Source organism: Lentzea sp. NBC_00516 (assembly GCF_036346835.1).
In the GTDB taxonomy this organism is placed as follows: Bacteria; Actinomycetota; Actinomycetes; order Mycobacteriales; family Pseudonocardiaceae; genus Lentzea; species Lentzea sokolovensis.
Genome location: NZ_CP107840.1, coordinates 1,615,377 through 1,631,057, shown reverse-complemented (window position 1 = coordinate 1,631,057; position 15,681 = coordinate 1,615,377). Strand labels below are relative to the sequence as shown.

Genomic DNA, 15,681 nt, shown 5'->3' with positions numbered 1-15,681 from the left:
CATGCGGCAGCGCCGCACCCTTCTGATGTGGTTGCTGTGCGGGCGTTCTACGCCCGGATCAGGTGAGCGAGCAGGGACAGCCCTGCGGCCGACGGCGAGCCCGGCGGCGCGGTCGCGACCACGATGCTCGGGCCCGGTCCGTTGCTCAGGGTCTGCTGCGTGACGACCAGCGGACCGACGAGGGGATGCCGCATCTCGTACACGGCGGTGGCGCACGCTTTCACGCGGTGGTCGGCCCACATCGAGGCGAAGTCCGTGCTCTTCGCGCTCAGCTGTCCCACCAGTTCGTGCAGCGCGGCGTCGTCGGGATACCGCCCCGCCATCAGGCGCAGGTTCCCCACCACCGCCCTGGCCTTGCTCTGCCAGTCCGCGTACAGCTCACGGGTGTGCGCGTCGAGGAACACGAGCTGGGACATGTTCGGGCGTTCCGCCACCCTGTCGACGGCGGTGAAGTCCAGATGTCCCGCGAACAGCGAGTGCCCCAGCCTGTTCCAGGCCAGCACCTCGCTGCGGCGGCCGAGCACGATCGCGGGAACGTCCGCCAGCGCGTGGAGCAACTGGACGGTCGCCTCCGGCACGCGTTCGGGAGCGGGCCTGCGCGCTCGGCGAGCCTGCTTCGCGGGCGTCGCCAACGTGTGCAGGTGCTGGCGTTCGGCCTCGTCGAGCTGCAGAGCGGTGGCGAGCGCGTCCAGCACCTCGGGTGAGGCGCTGAGGGAGTGTCCCTGTTCGAGCCTCGTGTAGTAGGACACGCTCACGCCGGCCAGCTGCGCGAGTTCTTCCCGTCGCAGACCCTGCACGCGTCGCCGTTCGCCGTAGGTCGGGACGCCGACGTCCTCCGGGCGAAGCTGCGAACGCCTCGTCTGGAGGAAGTCCCCGAACTGTGCGGTTCCGCTCATGGATTCGAGTATGGGCCGGGGCGGCGCCCGTTACCTCTCCCAGCCAGGGATACGCAGAGCCGGGAGTGGTCCGCCCGCGCGGCACCCGCTGAAGTGAGTCCCATGAGCACTGTCACCGAGCTGGACCCGTCCGATTTCACCTTCACGCGTCGCACGTGGATCGATGCCGATCCCGTCGACGTCTACCGCCTCGTCAGCGACGTGGCCGCGATCAGCCGCTGGAGTCCCAACGCGAGCGACGTCGCGTTCGACGAGGGTTCCGGACCCGAGGCTGGCGCGTGGTTCAGCGGCCGCAACCGCAGGGACGGCAAGGAGTGGACCACCCGGTCGCAGGTCGTGAAAGCCGAGCCGGGAGCCGTTTTCGCCTTTGTGGTCGACGGAATCGTCGAGTGGACCTGGACGTTCGAGGCCCACGACCGCGGCACCGCGGCGGAGCAGTCGTGGCGGTTGCTGCGCATGGATCCGGTGCTCGGCGGCACTCGCGCGGACGTGGAAGCGCTGCGCGACTACATGGCGGCCAGCGCCGAGACCACGCTCACCGCGCTCGCCGACTGGGTCACGCGGAACCCGCCGGCTCGTCGGGCACCACGACAAGACTGACGACCCTGCGGCGGCGTCCGCCGTCCCGCTCCCCGCCCGTCCGCGACAGGACCGCGTGCTGGATCTCCTTGAGCATCGTGGCGAACTCCTCGTCGGTCAGCCACACCGCGGCCTGCTGGTAGACCACGCCGTCCGCGTGCGGATCCGCGTCGGGATGAGCGAGATAACGGTCGAAGTCGCCCATCAGCGAGGCGGCGAACGTCGAGTACGACCGCAGGTGGTCTTCCCTGGTCATCGCGGCGCGCGCGTCCTGGTCGACCGTGGCCTCCTCCTTGCGCACCCGGTAGCTGCGCTCGACCGTGCCTCGCACCCGGCGTTCGTCCGCCACTTCGAGCACGCCGCTCTCGGCGAGGACCGCGATGTGCCGGTACATGGTCGCCGGCGCGATGTCGGGCAGGCGTTCCCTCAACTGGGCCGTGGTGAGCGGATCAGTCTCGAACAACGCCTGCAGGATGCGCATCCGCACGGGATGCAGGAGGAGGTCCGCGGTCGCCATGACCCCATCTTCTCACGTACGGTAATGTTCTCAGAGTCGATAATATTCGTGCCCCTGAGAGACGTGCGGAGCTGGGACTTTGCGGAACCTGGACCTGACGATCATCGCGAGTGACGGCACACCGCTGGCGGGCACCCTGTCCGTTCCCGACGGCGCCGGCCCACACCCGGCCGTTCTGCTGCTGCACGGCTCCGGGCGGCTGGACCGCGATGGCAACGCCGGGCGACTGAAGCAGAACCTCGGCCCGGTGCTGGCCGAATCGCTTGCCCGGCAAGGCATCGCGACCCTGCGCTACGACCGGCGCGGCGTCGGGGCCTCCCCCGGCGACTGGCTGACGACCGGGTTCGCCGACAACCGGGACGACGCCGCCGCGGCACTCGACGCTCTCGCGGCGCGGCCCGACATCCGGTCCGACGGCATCGGCGTCGTCGGCCACAGCGAAGGCGCGCTGCACGCCATGGCACTCGGGTCCCGTCCCGGTGTCGCCGCGGTGGTGCTGCTGGCCGGGTTCGCTCGTTCCGGCGAGGACGCCCTGCACTGGCAGGCCGACGCCATCGCCCGTGGACTTCCCGCACCGTTGCGGCCCCTGGCCCGGCTGGCCGTCCGGCGGGTGATCCGGCTCAGGACGCCCGGGCCGGACGTCGTCCGCGTCGCCGGGAAACCGATGAACGCCCGGTGGACGCGGGAGATGCTGGGCCACGACACGAGGTCTGACCTCGCACGCATCCAGGTTCCGGTGCTGGCCGTGACCGGCGAGAAGGACATCCAGGTCGATCCCGACGACCTGCACCGGATCGACGCCCTCGTCCAGGGCACGGCGGAGGTGCGGCGAGTTCCCGACCTGACGCATCTGCTCCGCCGCGACCCCGGCCGTCCGTCGATCCTCTTCTACCCCAGGCAGTTGCGCCGGCCCGTGGACGAGGAACTCGTCGGGACCACGACGTCGTGGCTCGCCCGCACTCTCGCCCCCGAAGGAACCGAACTACGCCGGTAGTCCCCGCGCGGCGATCGTCAACGCCTCGGCGGTCGCCACCGCCAAGGACGCGGGCGTTTCGGCGTTGAACGCGTGGTGCTCCACGGCCACCCGCAACGCCCCGTTGATCATCGCCGCCTGGATCGCGGTGGCCAGGTCCGGCTCGGCCAGCCCCGCGCGGTGGGCGAGCGCCTCGGCGAAGGCCGGCTCCGCCTCCCGGTGCGCCTCCAGCCAGACCGCGCGCAGGCCAGGATCGGTCCTGGTCAGCCGGACCAGGTTCAGCATCTCGGCCATGCTCTCCGGGGACCCGGCGTGGCCGTGTGCGAGCGTGCTGAGCAACTCCGACACGCCCTGGTCACCGCGCCACGACCGCAGCCGCGCCGCCGTGTGCTCGATCCCGCTGACCAGCAGCGGCATGACGCAGCTCTCCTTGCTCGGGAAGTAGCGCCACAGCGTGCGCGCGGAGATGCCCGCCTGCGCCGCGATCTCCTCGACGGACGTGTCCGCGACCCCCTGTGCCAGGAAGAGGCGGACGGCCGCGCGGGCGACCTCAAGCCTGGTCTCCGCCTTGCGCCGTTCGGTCAGCGGCGGGCGCCCGGTCCGCTCCGCCGCACGGGTCTGCTGATGGCCGGTCATGCCACCTCCGTCCTGTGTGCTCCACATCCTACTTTTTGTCTGTGAATGACATAGTGGCGCATCGTGCCATTAAGTCGGTACGGTGATCACATGACCACAACCAGTGACCTGGACGGCAGCAGCGTCGTCGTGACCGGCGCCGGATCGGGCATCGGACGGGCAGCGGCCCGTCAGTTCGCCCTGCTGGGCGCGAAAGTGGTGGTGGCCGACGTCAACGGCGACGCCGCCAAGACCGTGACCGAGGAGATCACGACGGCCGGCGGGACCGCGGTGGCCGTCGCGGGCGACCTGACCGAGGCAGCCGTGGTGGACGAGGTGGTCACGACGGCGGTGAGCACGTTCGGCGGCCTGGACGTGCTGGTGTGCAACGCCGGGATCATGGACTCGATGACGGCGGCGGCCGACGTCTCCGACGAGGAGTGGGATCGCCTCATCGCCGTCAACCTGACCTCGCCCTTCCGGCTGACCCGTGCCGCGTTGCCGCACCTGCTCGCCACGGGCAGGGGCGCCATCGTGTACACCGCGTCGGAGGCCGCGCTGCGCGGCAGCGCCGCCGGACTCGCTTACACGACAGCGAAAACAGGACTCGTCGGACTCATGCGCTCGGTCGCGGTCATGTACCGGGAGTCGGGTGTCCGGGCCAACGCGATCGCGCCCGGCGGCACGGCGACGGGCATCTCCACCTCCCCCGATCCCGCCGGGCACGGACCGCGGGTCGTCGGCCGGTACCTGCCCAACGTCGGCCGCATCGCGGAGGCCGAGGAACAGGCCGCCGCGATCGTCTTCCTCGCCTCCGCCGCCGCCTCCAACATCACCGGCGTCGTCCTTCCGGTCGACAACGGCTGGTCCGCGGTCTGACGACCCCTTTTCAGCGAAAGGCTTTCTCTGTGCTGTCCGTTTCCGACGCCGTTCCGGAAGACCTCGGCTTCGACCCGCACGAACTGCGCGCCAGGTACCAGGCCGAACGGGAGCGCCGCATCCGTCCCGACGGCGCCGCCCAGTACCGCGACGCCTCCGGCGAGTTCGGCTACTACGCCGAGGACCCGCACGTGGATCCGCAGTTCACCCGCGAACCTCTGCAGGACAAAGTAGAAGTGATCGTCATCGGTGGCGGGCTCGGGGGCCTGCTCGCCGGGGCACGACTCCGGCAGGCGGGTGCCGGTTCCATCCGGGTGATCGAGAAGGGCGGGGACTTCGGCGGTACCTGGTACTGGAACCGCTATCCGGGCATCCACTGCGACATCGAGTCCTACATCTACCTGCCGCTGCTGGACGAACTCGGTTACGTCCCCGAGTGGAAGTACGCGCCCGGCGAGGAGATCCGCCTGCACGCGCGCGCCATCGGTGAGCACTTCGACCTCTACCGCGACGCGTGTTTCCAGACCGCGGTCACGGAGCTGCGTTGGGACGAGGACGCGGCCGAGTGGATCGTGTCCACCGACCGCGGCGACCGGATGCGCGCGCGGTACGTGGTGATGTCCAACGGAACCCTGGACCGGCCCAAGCTCCCCGGCATCCCCGGCATGGAGACCTTCACGGGCCACACCTTCCACACCAGCCGCTGGGACTACGGCTACACCGGCGGCGACACGAACGGGAACCTCACCGCACTGGCGGACAAGCGCGTCGCCCTGATCGGCACCGGCGCGACCGCGATCCAGGTCGTCCCCCATCTCGGCCGGGACGCCGAGCGACTGTACGTCTTCCAGCGCACGCCGTCCACTGTGGACTACCGAGCCAACCGGCCGACCGAGGCGGCCTGGGCCGCGTCCCTGGCACCGGGCTGGCAGCGGCACCGGATGGAGAACTTCCTCGACATCCTCAGCGGTGGCCAGGCCGACGAGGACCACGTGGGAGACGCGTGGACGGACAGCGCCCAGTTGCTGCGGAAGATGACCCAGGGCCAGGCGCACGAGTCGCTGACGCCGGAGGAACGCGAGCGCGTCGAGGAGATCCTCGACTTCCGCAAGATGAACCAGGTCCGCGCCCGCGTCGACGGCATCGTGGAGGACCCGGACACGGCCGAACTCCTCAAACCCTGGTACCGCTACGCGTGCAAGCGGCCGACGTTCAGCGACGAGTACCTCCAGACCTTCAACCGTCCCAACGTCACCCTGGTCGACACCGCCGACCAGGGCGGCGTCGAACGCGTCACGGAGAACGCGATCGTGGTCGGCGACCGCGAGTACGAGGTGGACTGCATCATCTTCGCCACCGGCTTCCAGGTCGGCATGTCGGACCTGGTGACCGGCCGGCTGCCCGTGTACGGGCGCGACGGCACCCACCTGTTGCAGCACTGGAGCCGCGGCCTGCGGACGTTGCACGGCTTCTACAGCAACGGTTTCCCCAACCTGTTCACGATGGGCGCGCTGCAGAACGCCGCCTCGGTGAACTTCACGCACGTCCTGGACGAGCAGGCGAGCCACATCGCGGCCGTCGTCGCGGAGGCCGGCAAGCGTGGCGCGCGGTGGGTCGAGCCGAGCGCCGAGGCCGTGGACGCCTGGGTGTCGGCCCTCGGCGCGAACGCGGAGGAGCTCTACAGGTTCCACCTCGAATGCACGCCCGGCTACTACAACAACGAGGGGAAACCCCAGCCGCGCAACGGTTACGGCGGCGGTGCCAGCGCGTTCCACGCCCTGCTCAGGGACTGGCGGGCCGGCGGCGGCATCGACGACGTCATGGTGATGGCCGGATGAGCCCGTTCCGCGGCACCAACGGCATCGCCTTCGGCCCGGACGGCCGGCTCCACGTCGCCGAGTACCTCAGCGGACGCATCAGCGCCGTCGACCTCGCCACCGGCGAGATCGAGGTGATCGTGCCGGACGGCAGCGTCGTCCAGTCGCCGGACGACCTGGCGTTCGGCGCGGACGGCTCGATGTACATCGCCGACCTCGCACCCGGCCGGGTGTGGCGCCGCGACCCGCTCGGCGAGTACACGCTGGTCTCCGACGAGGTGAAGGCGCCGAACGGCATCACGTGCGTGGGAGACCGCCTGTTCGTCAACGAGATGCGGCCCGGCGGCCGGTTGTTCGAACTGTTCCCGGACGGCCGCGAGCCCGTCGTGCTCGCCGCCGAGCTGGCCATCGGCAACGCGATGCAGGCCGGCCCCGACGGACACCTGTACTACCCGCACATGCTCACCGGCGAGGTCCACCGGATCTCACCCGACGGCGGAACGCCCGAACTCGTCGCCGACGGGCTGCACTCCCCGGTCGCGGTCCGCTTCGACCGCGAAGGCACCCTGCTGATCCTGTCCGCCGGCGTCGAGGGCGAGATCACCCGCATCTCCCCCGCCAGGCAACGGCGACTCCTCACCACCGGGGTGTTCGGACTCGACAACGCCGCGGTCGACGACGACAACCGCGTGTACGTCTCCAGTTTCGCGGGCGGCGGTATCGCGGAGGTCCACCCGGACGGCCGGATCCGGCAGATCGTGCCGCAGGGCCTGGTCGGGCCCTACGGCGTCGCGGTCGACCCGGCCGGCGTCGTCCACGCGGCGGACCACTATCGCGTGGCCGGTGACCGGGCGGTCAGCTTCACGCACGGTGTGGCCGCCGATGGGGACCGGCTGCACACGACCTCGCAGTACGGCGAGGTGCGCACGGACGGGAAGGTGCGGGCCAAGGGACTGCGCTGTCCGCTCGGTGTCGCGGTGCGCGACGACGGGGTGCTCGTGGTCGCGGAGACAGGCGCCGGGCGGATCATCGCGATCGACGCCGACGACACGGTCACGGTGCTGGCGGACGGGTTCCGCGAGCCGGTGGACGTGGCGTTCGATGCCGGGCAGCGGTGCTACGTCAGTGACGAGCAGGGCGTCCACCGCGTCGACGACGGGCGGCCGGTGCCGATCGCTGAAGGCCTTGCGGCACCTCAGGGTCTGGCCGTCCGAGACGACGAGCTGTTCGTCGTGGAGGCGGGCCGCCGGCGGTTGCTGGCGATCGACCTGACCACCGGCGCGATCAGGACCGAGGCCGAGGACCTCGCCCTCAGTCCACTGGAGACGGTTCCACGCGCGCTCGTCGTCCACGGAATGCCGGGGTGCCCGCGTGGCTTCGCCGGGCTCGCCGTCGCACCGGACGGCGCGCTGCACGTCTCCGGCGATGGCGTCGTGCTCCGGCTACCGCGGTTCAGATCACCGATTTGACCGTGCCGCCGTCGACCCTGATCGTCGCGCCGCTGACGTAGTCCCCGTAGGGGCTCGCCAGGTAGGCCACGGCGCCGGCGATCTCCTCCGGGCGGCCGAAGCGGCCGATGTCGTTGGGCACGAAGTCCCTGGCGGCGTTGCGTTCGATGTCCTCCCAGCGCTCACCCCAGCCGTTCGCCGGCGCGTGACTCGTCAGCCAGTCGCGGACCGAGTCGACCATGATCGCGCCCGGCGAGACCACGTTCGAGGTCACGCCGGTCTCCTTGAGCTCTCGGGCCAGGGAGACGGCGAGGCTGTGCCGGGCGGCCAGGGTGGCGCTGTAGTGGGGCTGGACCGGGATCGGCTGGGAGCCGAGGCCGCCGCCGATCTGGATCACCCGGCCCCAGCCGCGGGCGCGCATGCCGGGGACGAAGCGCCCGATCATGCGCACCGCGGAGACCACGTTGGTCTCGTAGATGTCCCGCCACACGTCCGGCGTCGCGTCCTCCCAGCCTTCGTGGCCGTACACACCGGCGTTGTTCACCAGCACGTCGATCTCGCCGGCGGCCTCGGCGACCGCGTCGGCCCCGGCGTCGGTCGCGAGGTCGCCGATCGCCACCGCCGCGGCGCCGATGTCCGCCGCGACCGCCTTGGCGCGAACCTCGTCGCGACCGTGCACGACGACCTCCGCCCCTTCCGCGGCCAGCAGTCGTGCGATTGCTTCTCCCAGCCCTGAGCTCGAGCCCGTGACCAGGGCGCGCTTGCCTTTCAGGTTCAGTTCCACTGCGTCTCCGTCAAGTCTGCAGTCGTATACTTACAAAGTAAGTCTACACTTGTATACATGACGACGACACATCGCCGGGACGCGTCCGCCACCCGTGCCGCGATCCTGCGCGCGGGCATCGAGGGATTCACGCGGCACGGCTTCGACGGGATCGGCGTCCGCGAGATCGCCCAGGCGGCCGGGGTCAGCGCGATGCTGGTGAACCGCTACTTCGGTTCCAAGGAAGGACTGTTCGCCGAGGTCGCCGAGGTGTCCATGACCGACCGCACGGTGCTGGGCGGCGATCCCGCGACCCTGGCCCGCGACATCGCCGCCGCGCTGGTCCGCCGCACCGCGCCGACCGCGGACGACCTGTCGCCGTTCCTGCTCATGCTGCGGTCGGCGGCCAACCCGCGGGCCGCCGAGATCCTGCGCGAGAACATCGAACGACACGTCGAGGCCCACCTACACGAGGTCGCGCCCGGGACCCGCGGCACCGACCGCGCCGCAGTGGCGTTGTCGGTGATCGCGGGATTCTGGTTGCTGCGCAAGGTGATCGGCAGCACCGCGTTGAACGGGACGGACGAGGAGACGCTCGAAGCCACCCTGCGGCAACTGTTCGAGCTTCTGCTGCCCTGAAGTCAGCCGAGGAGCCTCACGAGGTGCACCGCCTGGTCACCAGGCCACGATTGGCGCGTGCCACCGCGGAAGGTCACCTCGACGACCTCGCCCAGCGTCACCGCCGCGACGTGCCCGACCGGTCCGATCGAGCCGTGCAGCCGAACGTCGTCGCCGGGCATCAGCTCACCCGCCGGCGTGGTCCCGATGTTGCGGGCCGGGGACGCGGGCTTCAGCCGCCCGGTGAACAGCCACCACGCCCCGCCGCACACCAACGGCACCGTGAGCACCAGGACTCCGGCGGCGACGGGTCGGGTGCCCACCAGCGCGGCCGCGACGACCAAGGCTCCCAGCAGGCCCACGACCGCGGCGACGAGTGCCGAGCTCACGGGATGGTCGCCGACCTGGAGCCAGCCCGTCGTGCGCACCCAGCCGCCGGGCGTCAGGCCTCGCGGTGTCCTGCCGTCGGCGAGGCTGGGCCCTGTTTCGGCGGCAGGCACGGCTTTGCTGAACAGGTCGACGTCGTCCTCAGTCGGCACGGCGCCACCTCAGCTGGTTCTTTCCGTTGCGGGAGCAGACGATCTCGTACCCGTCCTTGGTCGTCCTGCGCGCGCCCTCGAAGAGACACAGCTTGCCCAGCCGGGAGTCGTCCCACTCCTCCTCGTCCGGGGGCTCCGACGAGGTCGTCGTGGTCGGCGGCGGCGGAGGTGGTGGAGGGGTGGAGGTCTCCGTCGTGGTCGTGACCGTTGTCGTCGTGGGCGCACTCGACTCGGAAGACGACGGAGGCGTGCTGGAAGCGGTCGTCACTCCGCCGGGAGCGCACCCGGCCGCCCACAGACCGAGGCGCCCCAGCCGGGCGGCGGACTCGTCCCCTGCCAGCTCGCCGCGAGCCGTCAGGTCTGCCGGCACCGCGCCGCCGCTCACCACGGCCTGCGCGTAGTCCGCACCGTCCGGCAGTTCCACGTCGACCAGGAGCCGATCGCTCCCCGACGCGTCCTTCTTCACCACGAGACGCACGTCCTTGCCGCGCAACAGGTCCTGGGCGGTGGCCCGGGACTCCGCCGCCCAGCAGTCCGCCACCGGCCGCAACCCGGCGACACGGGCGCGGACGACGCGTCCGGTGATGGGCTCCGCGCCCTCGAAAAGATCTACTTCGGTCACTTCGCGCACGGTCAACTGGAGTGTGTCGCCTCGGAACCCGCTCGCTTCGAGCCCGTTCCCCCGTTCCCGAGAAAGATCGTCGCCGCCGAACGCGACCGCGCCCGTGGCGGCGAGCGCGGTGACGACACCAAAACATCCGATCGCCAGCCTCGCGGGCTGGCTGGTGCGCCACCAGAAGCGGCGAACGATCCCCGTGACCGCCCCGTGAGCGGCGGATTCAGCTGTGCTGGGCAATGGCGGTCCCCGGCTTGATGAAGGTCGGACGATCCATGACACAAACGGCCGTTCCGTTCATTGACTAAATACGCGTCAACGACGGGATCGTTCATTCACAGAGTTCCGTTATCGTTCACAGCACGCCGGGGGCTGTGATTGATGGCGCACGTTCTGTCACTTCTTCTTGGGCCAGGGAATCAGCATCATGACGCCGGCGCTGGCGCACAACAGCCCGATCGTCGTCCACAGCTGCTGCCCCGTCATGAAGCTGCCCTTCAGATAGCCCAGCCCCTGCGCGGTCCACACCCCGCCGACCAGCAGCAACACGATTCCGAGCCCGACCAGCAGTTTTCTGCTCATGGACGGGAGGCTACCGGCGGCAGGACGCCCGGAAGGTTCGATGGCGGTCGTACTATGAACGCCGTCGAAGTCGTGAGGAGTCACCGTGGCACGTCCCCGCACCACCCCGCGGACCGTGGAGCACCCCGAGCTGTCCGAGGTCACGTTGCAGCAGGCCCTGGAGGCGCTGGCGGACCCGGTCCGGCGCATGGTCGTGTGCCAGCTGACGCGGGCGGGCGGCGAGAAGGGCTGCGGCACGTTCGACACGCCGGTGTCGGACTCGACCCTCACCCACCACTTCACCGTCCTGCGCGAGGCGGGCGTGATCCGGCAGCACTACCGGGGAACGACCAAGCTGAACTCGTTGCGCACGGCCGAGATGGAGGCCCGGTTCCCCGGCCTGCTGCCGGCCGTGGTGACCGCGGCGGAGACCGAGGCCTAACTTCGATGGCGGTCAAAGTTTGACGGCCATCAAACTTTGGGGCAGGGTGGGCGGCACAGCTTCCCGACCCCTGAGGACGGCTCCCCCATGGCAAGACTCGTGCAGTTCGACCGGCTCGGCGGTCCCGAGGTGCTGACGCTCCGCGACGTCGCGGTCGGCGAACCCGGAGCCGGCGAGGTGCGGATCCGCGTGGACGCGATCGGCCTGAACCGGGCCGAGATCATGTTCCGCGAGGGCGTCTACTACGAACAGCCGGTCTTCCCCGCCACGCTCGGCTACGAGGCCGCGGGCGTGGTCGAGGCGGTCGGCGAGGGCGTGTCGCACGTCGCTGAGGGCGACCCGATCGCCGTCGTGCCGGCGTTCTCAATGACCAGGTACGGCACCTACGGCGACCACGTGATCGTGCCCGCCTCCGCCGTGTTCCCCCGCCCGGCGAACGTGGGCGCGGTGCAGGCCGCGGCCGTGTGGATGGCCTACATCACCGCGTACGGACCGCTGTTCGAGTCCGGCGAGGTCCGCCCCGGCGACCACGTGCTGATCAGCGCCGCCGCGAGCAGCGTCGGCCAGGCGGCCGTCCAGATCGCCCGCCACATCGGCGCGATCCCGATCGCCACCACCCGCGACGCCGCGAAGAGCCAACGACTCCTGGACGCGGGCGCGGCCCACGTCATCGTCACCGCCGAGGAGGACCTGCCCACGCGCGTCAAGGAGATCACCGGCGGCGAGGGCGTCCGCCTGGCGTTCGACCCGATCGCGGGTCCCGGCGTCGAGACCCTCGCCCAGGCCATCGCTCCCGGCGGCCACCTGGTGGTCTACGGCGCGCTCGACCCGCGCCCCACGCCCCTGCCGAACGCGAGCAGCTACCCGCAGCTCACCAGCCGCGCGTACTCGATGCACTCGATCAGCAGGGACCCCGAACGCCTGCGCCGCGCCGTCGCGTTCATCAACGCCGGGCTCGCCGTAGGCTCGTTCACGCCCGCCGTGGACCGCACGTTCGATCTTGCCGAGATCGCCGACGCCCACCGCTACATGGAGGCGAGCAACCACATCGGCAAGATCGTCGTCACCGTCGGCTAGACCAGCCAGGCCGGCTCTCCCGTCACCACCTCCGCGATCGCGGACAGCGGAATGACCGTCCACTCCGGACGGAACCGGTGCTCGTGCAGCACCTCCAGCACCGCCCGGTCCAGTTCGACGGCGGTCAGCAGCGCGCCATCGGGCCGCAGGTCCGGCGCCAGCTCGGCGTACCCGTCGCAGAACGCCTTCCGGTTGCGCTCCAGCCACCGCGCCGCGCTGGGCAGCAGGGTGGCCACGTCCTCCGCGCCGACCAGCAGCTGTGCCGCCGCGTAGTGCAGCGACCTCAGGACGGTGGCCACGTCGTGCTCGGCGGGGCGTGGCCGCGCGCGTTCCGCCGCGCTGCCGTTCGGGTCTCCCTCGAAGTCGACGAGCACCCAGGTGCGCGGCGACCGCAGAACCTGACCCAGGTGCAGGTCGCCGTGCACCCGTTGCAGCCGCAGGGATTCGGAGGTAGCCGGCACCGCGTCGAACCGGGCGCGCAGGCCCGCCTCGAACGGCGCCAGCGCGGGGACCTCGGTCAGCGCGGCGTCCAGGCGGCGGTGCAGGGCCGCGGCGAACTCGACCTCGTCGTCCGGTCCGGCGATCTGCTCGCCGAGCGTCTCGCGCAGGTCGGCGTGCACGCGGGCGACGGCCCTGCCCAGCCGGTGCGCCTCGGCGGCGAAGTCGCCGCCCGCGTCCTGCGGGTCCGCGCCGGGGCCTGCCAGGAAGTCCCGGACGCTGGCGGTGGCCATCGGCCAGCCGAGCGCGCCGAGCGGCACGAACTCGTGCAGCACCGCGAAAGTCGTGCGCACTCCGTCCAGTTCGGACTCCAGCGCGCCCAGCGGCGGTGCGATGTGCGGGTCGTCGATCTCGTGCAGTGCGGTGTGCAGCACCAGTTCCGGGTTGTCGCCGGGCACCAGCTCGCGGAAGAACTTCAGCACGTGCCGCTGGCCGTAGACGATCGAGAAGTTGCGCTGCGGGCCCGGGAACGGCCGTCCGACCGGCGCGGCGGTGTACCTGGGCGGCAGCGCGCCGCGGAACCGCAGTTCCTCGATCTCCGAGGGCTTCTCGAAACGGTCGAGCAGCACGGCCGTCAGTTCCGGGTCGTACACCGCCTCGTACACCTCGCGCTCGCCCGCGCGGCCGATCCGGGCGTGCACCAGACGCTCGGGCAGTTCGTCGCGCAGGCCCAGCAGCAACTGGTACCGGCGTCCGTCGCACGCGAGCACGACGTGGACCAGCGCGGGATCGCCGTCGCGCAGGACGGTGACTCGTTCGCACACCACCGGCCCGCGGCCGTGGAACCAGGGCTGCGCGTGCAGCCAGCGATCCAGCTGCTCGGGGGCGGGGACGACCTCGACGGCCTCGCTCGTCGTCACTTCTTGTCGCCGCCTTCCACGTCGGAGCTCAGCTGGAACCAGTAGAAACCGTGGCCGGGCAGGGTCAACTGGTACGGCAGTTCGCCGACCGCGGGGAACGCCACCCCGCCGGTGAGCTCCAGCGGCACGGTGCCGGCGTGCTCGGACAGGTCGAGCTCGACGGGCTGCGGGAAGCGCGAGAGGTTGTTCACGCACAGCACCACGTCGGCGCCGAGCGTGCGGCGGTAGGCGAGCACCGTGGGGTTGGACGCTCCGAGCTCGGTGAAGTCGCCGTGCCCGAACGCGCGGTGCTGCCTGCGCACCTCGATCATCCGGCGGGTCCAGTTCAGCAGCGACGACTGGTTGCGGGTCTGCGCCTCGACGTTCAGACCCTGGTAGCCGTAGACCGGGTCCATGATCACCGGCAGGTAGATCCGGCCGGGGTCGCACGACGAGAAGCCGGCGTTGCGGTCGGGCGTCCACTGCATCGGCGTGCGGACGGCATCGCGGTCCTGCAACCAGATGTTGTCGCCCATGCCGATCTCGTCGCCGTAATACAGAACGGGCGAACCCGGCAACGACAGCAACATCGCGGTGAACAGCTCGTGCTGGTTGCGGTCGTTCTCCAGCAACGGCGCGAGGCGGCGGCGGATGCCGATGTTCGCCTTCATCCGCGGATCTTTCGCGTACTCGGTGTACATGTAGTCACGTTCGTCGTCGGTGACCATTTCCAGCGTCAGTTCGTCGTGGTTGCGCAGGAAGATGCCCCACTGGGCGTTCTCCGGGATCGCCGGCGTCTGCGCCAGGATCTCCGAGATCGGGAACCGCGACTCGCGCCGCACCGCCATGAAGATCCGCGGCATCAACGGGAAGTGGAACGCCATGTGGCACTCGTCGCCACCGACGGCCTGGTCACCGAAGTACTCCACGACGTCGGACGGCCACTGGTTCGCCTCGGCCAGCAGAACGCGGCCGGGGAACTCGTCATCGACGACCTTGCGGCACTTGCGCAGGAAGTCGTGGGTCTCGGGCAGGTTCTCGCAGTTCGTGCCCTCACGTTCGAACAGGTAGGGCACGGCGTCGAGGCGGAAGCCGTCGATGCCCAGCTCCAGCCAGAACCGGAGGATGTCGAGCATCGCGTCCTGGACGGCGGGGTTGTCGAAGTTGAGGTCCGGCTGGTGGCTGAAGAAGCGGTGCCAGTAGAACTGCCCGCGCACCGGGTCGTAGGTCCAGTTCGACGACTCGGTGTCGACGAAGATGATCCGCGCGTCGCTGTAACGCGAGTCGTCGTCGCTCCACACGTAGTAGTCGCCGTACGGGCCCGTCGGGTCCTGCCGTGACTGCTGGAACCACGGGTGCGCGTCGCTGGTGTGGTTGAGCACCAGGTCCGTGATCACCCGGATCCCGCGCCGGTGCGCCTCCTCCAGCAGGTACACGAAGTCCTCGACCGTGCCGAACTCCGGCAGCACCGCCCGGAAGTCGCTGATGTCGTACCCGCCGTCACGCAACGGCGACGCGTAGAACGGCGGCAGCCACAGGCAGTCGACACCCAGCCACTGGAGATAGTCCAGTTTGGACGCGAGCCCGCGGAGGTCGCCGGTGCCGTCACCGTTGGAGTCGCTGAACGCCCGGACCAGAACCTCGTAGAAGACCGCGCCCTTGAACCAGTTCGCCTCGTGCTCCATGGCACCTCTCGCTCGCACGTAGTGGGAATTGCGGCAGAGTGCGGCACAGCGGGCGCCAAGATCAAATCGTTCACCTGACCGTGTGAACGGCTCCGGAGGTCAGTGTTTTTCGTGCCGTTCGAGCACGCAGGCGATCCGTTGCATCGGGATCTCGTGCCGGTCGCGGGTGAGTTCGTCCTGCACGACGTAGTGCAGCTTCTCCCCCACGCTGCGCAGCATCATCACGATCCCCTTGTGCGTCTGTTCCCCGTCGACGCTGAACTCGACGAAGTCCCCTTGCCGCGCATCAGACCCGTGGTCACGCAGAATCACGGTCCCC

The 15,681-nt window shown here is 70.3% G+C and carries 18 protein-coding genes; 8 read left to right on the top strand and 10 right to left on the bottom strand.

The features are described from left to right. Positions 1-47: 47 nt before the first annotated feature. Entirely contained in the window at positions 48-896 is an 849-nt protein-coding gene (locus OG205_RS07230; RefSeq protein ID WP_330275463.1) for a helix-turn-helix domain-containing protein, read from the bottom strand. A gap of 102 nt (positions 897-998) precedes the next feature. Here OG205_RS07230 and OG205_RS07225 point away from each other — a divergent pair, with 102 nt between their 5' ends. Further along, entirely contained in the window at positions 999-1,496 is a 498-nt protein-coding gene (locus tag OG205_RS07225; RefSeq protein ID WP_330275462.1) for an SRPBCC family protein, read from the top strand. Here the strand turns inward: OG205_RS07225 and OG205_RS07220 are convergent. After that, positions 1,453-1,992: a helix-turn-helix domain-containing protein gene (locus OG205_RS07220; RefSeq protein WP_330275461.1), complete on the bottom strand. Its 540-nt coding sequence runs from the start codon at positions 1,990-1,992 to the stop codon at positions 1,453-1,455. The genes OG205_RS07225 and OG205_RS07220 overlap by 44 nt on opposite strands. A 79-nt stretch (positions 1,993-2,071) precedes the next feature. Here OG205_RS07220 and OG205_RS07215 point away from each other — a divergent pair, with 79 nt between their 5' ends. Beyond that, positions 2,072-2,986 carry an alpha/beta hydrolase gene (locus OG205_RS07215; RefSeq protein ID WP_330275460.1) on the top strand — a complete coding sequence of 305 codons (915 nt, stop codon included), beginning with the start codon at positions 2,072-2,074 and terminating at the stop codon, positions 2,984-2,986. On the opposite strand, the gene OG205_RS07210 is transcribed toward OG205_RS07215, so the two are convergent. Further along, positions 2,975-3,601, bottom strand: a complete 627-nt coding sequence (locus tag OG205_RS07210) for a TetR/AcrR family transcriptional regulator (protein ID WP_330275459.1) — start codon at positions 3,599-3,601, stop codon at positions 2,975-2,977. The genes OG205_RS07215 and OG205_RS07210 overlap by 12 nt on opposite strands. A gap of 90 nt (positions 3,602-3,691) precedes the next feature. Here OG205_RS07210 and OG205_RS07205 point away from each other — a divergent pair, with 90 nt between their 5' ends. Genes OG205_RS07205 through OG205_RS07195 form a run of 3 tightly spaced genes read left to right on the top strand, consistent with a single transcriptional unit; the run spans position 3,692 to position 7,745 of the window. Further along, positions 3,692-4,459, top strand: coding sequence for an SDR family NAD(P)-dependent oxidoreductase (locus OG205_RS07205; RefSeq protein WP_330275458.1), 768 nt, complete (start codon positions 3,692-3,694; stop codon positions 4,457-4,459). Positions 4,460-4,488: 29 nt separating this feature from the next. Then, a complete protein-coding gene (locus OG205_RS07200) occupies positions 4,489-6,297 on the top strand; it encodes a flavin-containing monooxygenase (protein ID WP_330275457.1) in 1,809 nt (602 codons plus the stop codon). Then, positions 6,294-7,745 carry a hypothetical protein gene (locus tag OG205_RS07195; protein ID WP_330275456.1) on the top strand — a complete coding sequence of 484 codons (1,452 nt, stop codon included), beginning with the start codon at positions 6,294-6,296 and terminating at the stop codon, positions 7,743-7,745. The genes OG205_RS07200 and OG205_RS07195 overlap by 4 nt, the downstream gene beginning before the upstream one ends. Here the strand turns inward: OG205_RS07195 and OG205_RS07190 are convergent. After that, entirely contained in the window at positions 7,729-8,508 is a 780-nt protein-coding gene (locus OG205_RS07190; protein ID WP_330275455.1) for an SDR family NAD(P)-dependent oxidoreductase, read from the bottom strand. The two genes, OG205_RS07195 and OG205_RS07190, sit on opposite strands and share 17 nt — an antisense overlap. A gap of 57 nt (positions 8,509-8,565) precedes the next feature. Between OG205_RS07190 and OG205_RS07185 the strand changes: the two genes are divergently transcribed. Next, a complete protein-coding gene (locus tag OG205_RS07185) occupies positions 8,566-9,126 on the top strand; it encodes a TetR/AcrR family transcriptional regulator (RefSeq protein ID WP_330275454.1) in 561 nt (186 codons plus the stop codon). Between the two features lie 2 nt (positions 9,127-9,128). Here the strand turns inward: OG205_RS07185 and OG205_RS07180 are convergent, their stop codons facing one another. The 3 genes from OG205_RS07180 to OG205_RS07170 form a co-directional block, all read right to left on the bottom strand. Continuing rightward, positions 9,129-9,644, bottom strand: coding sequence for a hypothetical protein (locus OG205_RS07180; protein WP_330275453.1), 516 nt, complete (start codon positions 9,642-9,644; stop codon positions 9,129-9,131). Beyond that, positions 9,634-10,500: a thermonuclease family protein gene (locus OG205_RS07175; RefSeq protein ID WP_330275452.1), complete on the bottom strand. Its 867-nt coding sequence runs from the start codon at positions 10,498-10,500 to the stop codon at positions 9,634-9,636. The genes OG205_RS07180 and OG205_RS07175 overlap by 11 nt, the downstream gene beginning before the upstream one ends. Positions 10,501-10,656: 156 nt before the next feature. Then, positions 10,657-10,842 (bottom strand): hypothetical protein, encoded by a 186-nt coding sequence (locus tag OG205_RS07170; RefSeq protein WP_319974135.1) that lies wholly within the window; start codon positions 10,840-10,842, stop codon positions 10,657-10,659. Between the two features lie 85 nt (positions 10,843-10,927). Between OG205_RS07170 and OG205_RS07165 the strand changes: the two genes are divergently transcribed. Continuing rightward, the gene (locus OG205_RS07165; RefSeq protein WP_330275451.1) at positions 10,928-11,263 is read left to right on the top strand and encodes an ArsR/SmtB family transcription factor; all 336 of its coding nucleotides are present in this window, start codon (positions 10,928-10,930) and stop codon (positions 11,261-11,263) included. Between the two features lie 87 nt (positions 11,264-11,350). Then, positions 11,351-12,340, top strand: coding sequence for a zinc-dependent alcohol dehydrogenase family protein (locus tag OG205_RS07160; protein ID WP_330275450.1), 990 nt, complete (start codon positions 11,351-11,353; stop codon positions 12,338-12,340). On the opposite strand, the gene OG205_RS07155 is transcribed toward OG205_RS07160, so the two are convergent. From OG205_RS07155 to OG205_RS07145, 3 genes are all read right to left on the bottom strand, one after another. Further along, entirely contained in the window at positions 12,337-13,698 is a 1,362-nt protein-coding gene (locus OG205_RS07155; protein WP_330275449.1) for a maltokinase N-terminal cap-like domain-containing protein, read from the bottom strand. The genes OG205_RS07160 and OG205_RS07155 overlap by 4 nt on opposite strands. After that, positions 13,695-15,362, bottom strand: coding sequence for a maltose alpha-D-glucosyltransferase (treS, locus tag OG205_RS07150; protein WP_330275448.1), 1,668 nt, complete (start codon positions 15,360-15,362; stop codon positions 13,695-13,697). The genes OG205_RS07155 and treS overlap by 4 nt, the downstream gene beginning before the upstream one ends. 99 nt (positions 15,363-15,461) lie before the next feature. Continuing rightward, positions 15,462-15,674 carry a hypothetical protein gene (locus OG205_RS07145; RefSeq protein ID WP_330275447.1) on the bottom strand — a complete coding sequence of 71 codons (213 nt, stop codon included), beginning with the start codon at positions 15,672-15,674 and terminating at the stop codon, positions 15,462-15,464. Positions 15,675-15,681 lie beyond the last annotated feature (7 nt).

Excerpts from the sequence above, each read along its gene's own strand:
- OG205_RS07230 (WP_330275463.1), bottom strand. The coding sequence starts at position 896 with ATGAGCGGAACCGCACAGTTCGGGGACTTCCTCCAGACGAGGCGTTCG.
- OG205_RS07225 (WP_330275462.1), top strand. The coding sequence starts at position 999 with ATGAGCACTGTCACCGAGCTGGACCCGTCCGATTTCACCTTCACGCGT.
- OG205_RS07220 (WP_330275461.1), bottom strand. The coding sequence starts at position 1,992 with ATGGCGACCGCGGACCTCCTCCTGCATCCCGTGCGGATGCGCATCCTG.
- OG205_RS07210 (WP_330275459.1), bottom strand. The coding sequence starts at position 3,601 with ATGACCGGCCATCAGCAGACCCGTGCGGCGGAGCGGACCGGGCGCCCG.
- OG205_RS07205 (WP_330275458.1), top strand. The coding sequence starts at position 3,692 with ATGACCACAACCAGTGACCTGGACGGCAGCAGCGTCGTCGTGACCGGC.
- OG205_RS07195 (WP_330275456.1), top strand. The coding sequence starts at position 6,294 with ATGAGCCCGTTCCGCGGCACCAACGGCATCGCCTTCGGCCCGGACGGC.
- OG205_RS07185 (WP_330275454.1), top strand. The coding sequence starts at position 8,566 with ATGACGACGACACATCGCCGGGACGCGTCCGCCACCCGTGCCGCGATC.
- OG205_RS07170 (WP_319974135.1), bottom strand. The coding sequence starts at position 10,842 with ATGAGCAGAAAACTGCTGGTCGGGCTCGGAATCGTGTTGCTGCTGGTC.
- OG205_RS07160 (WP_330275450.1), top strand. The coding sequence starts at position 11,351 with ATGGCAAGACTCGTGCAGTTCGACCGGCTCGGCGGTCCCGAGGTGCTG.
- treS (WP_330275448.1), bottom strand. The coding sequence starts at position 15,362 with ATGGAGCACGAGGCGAACTGGTTCAAGGGCGCGGTCTTCTACGAGGTT.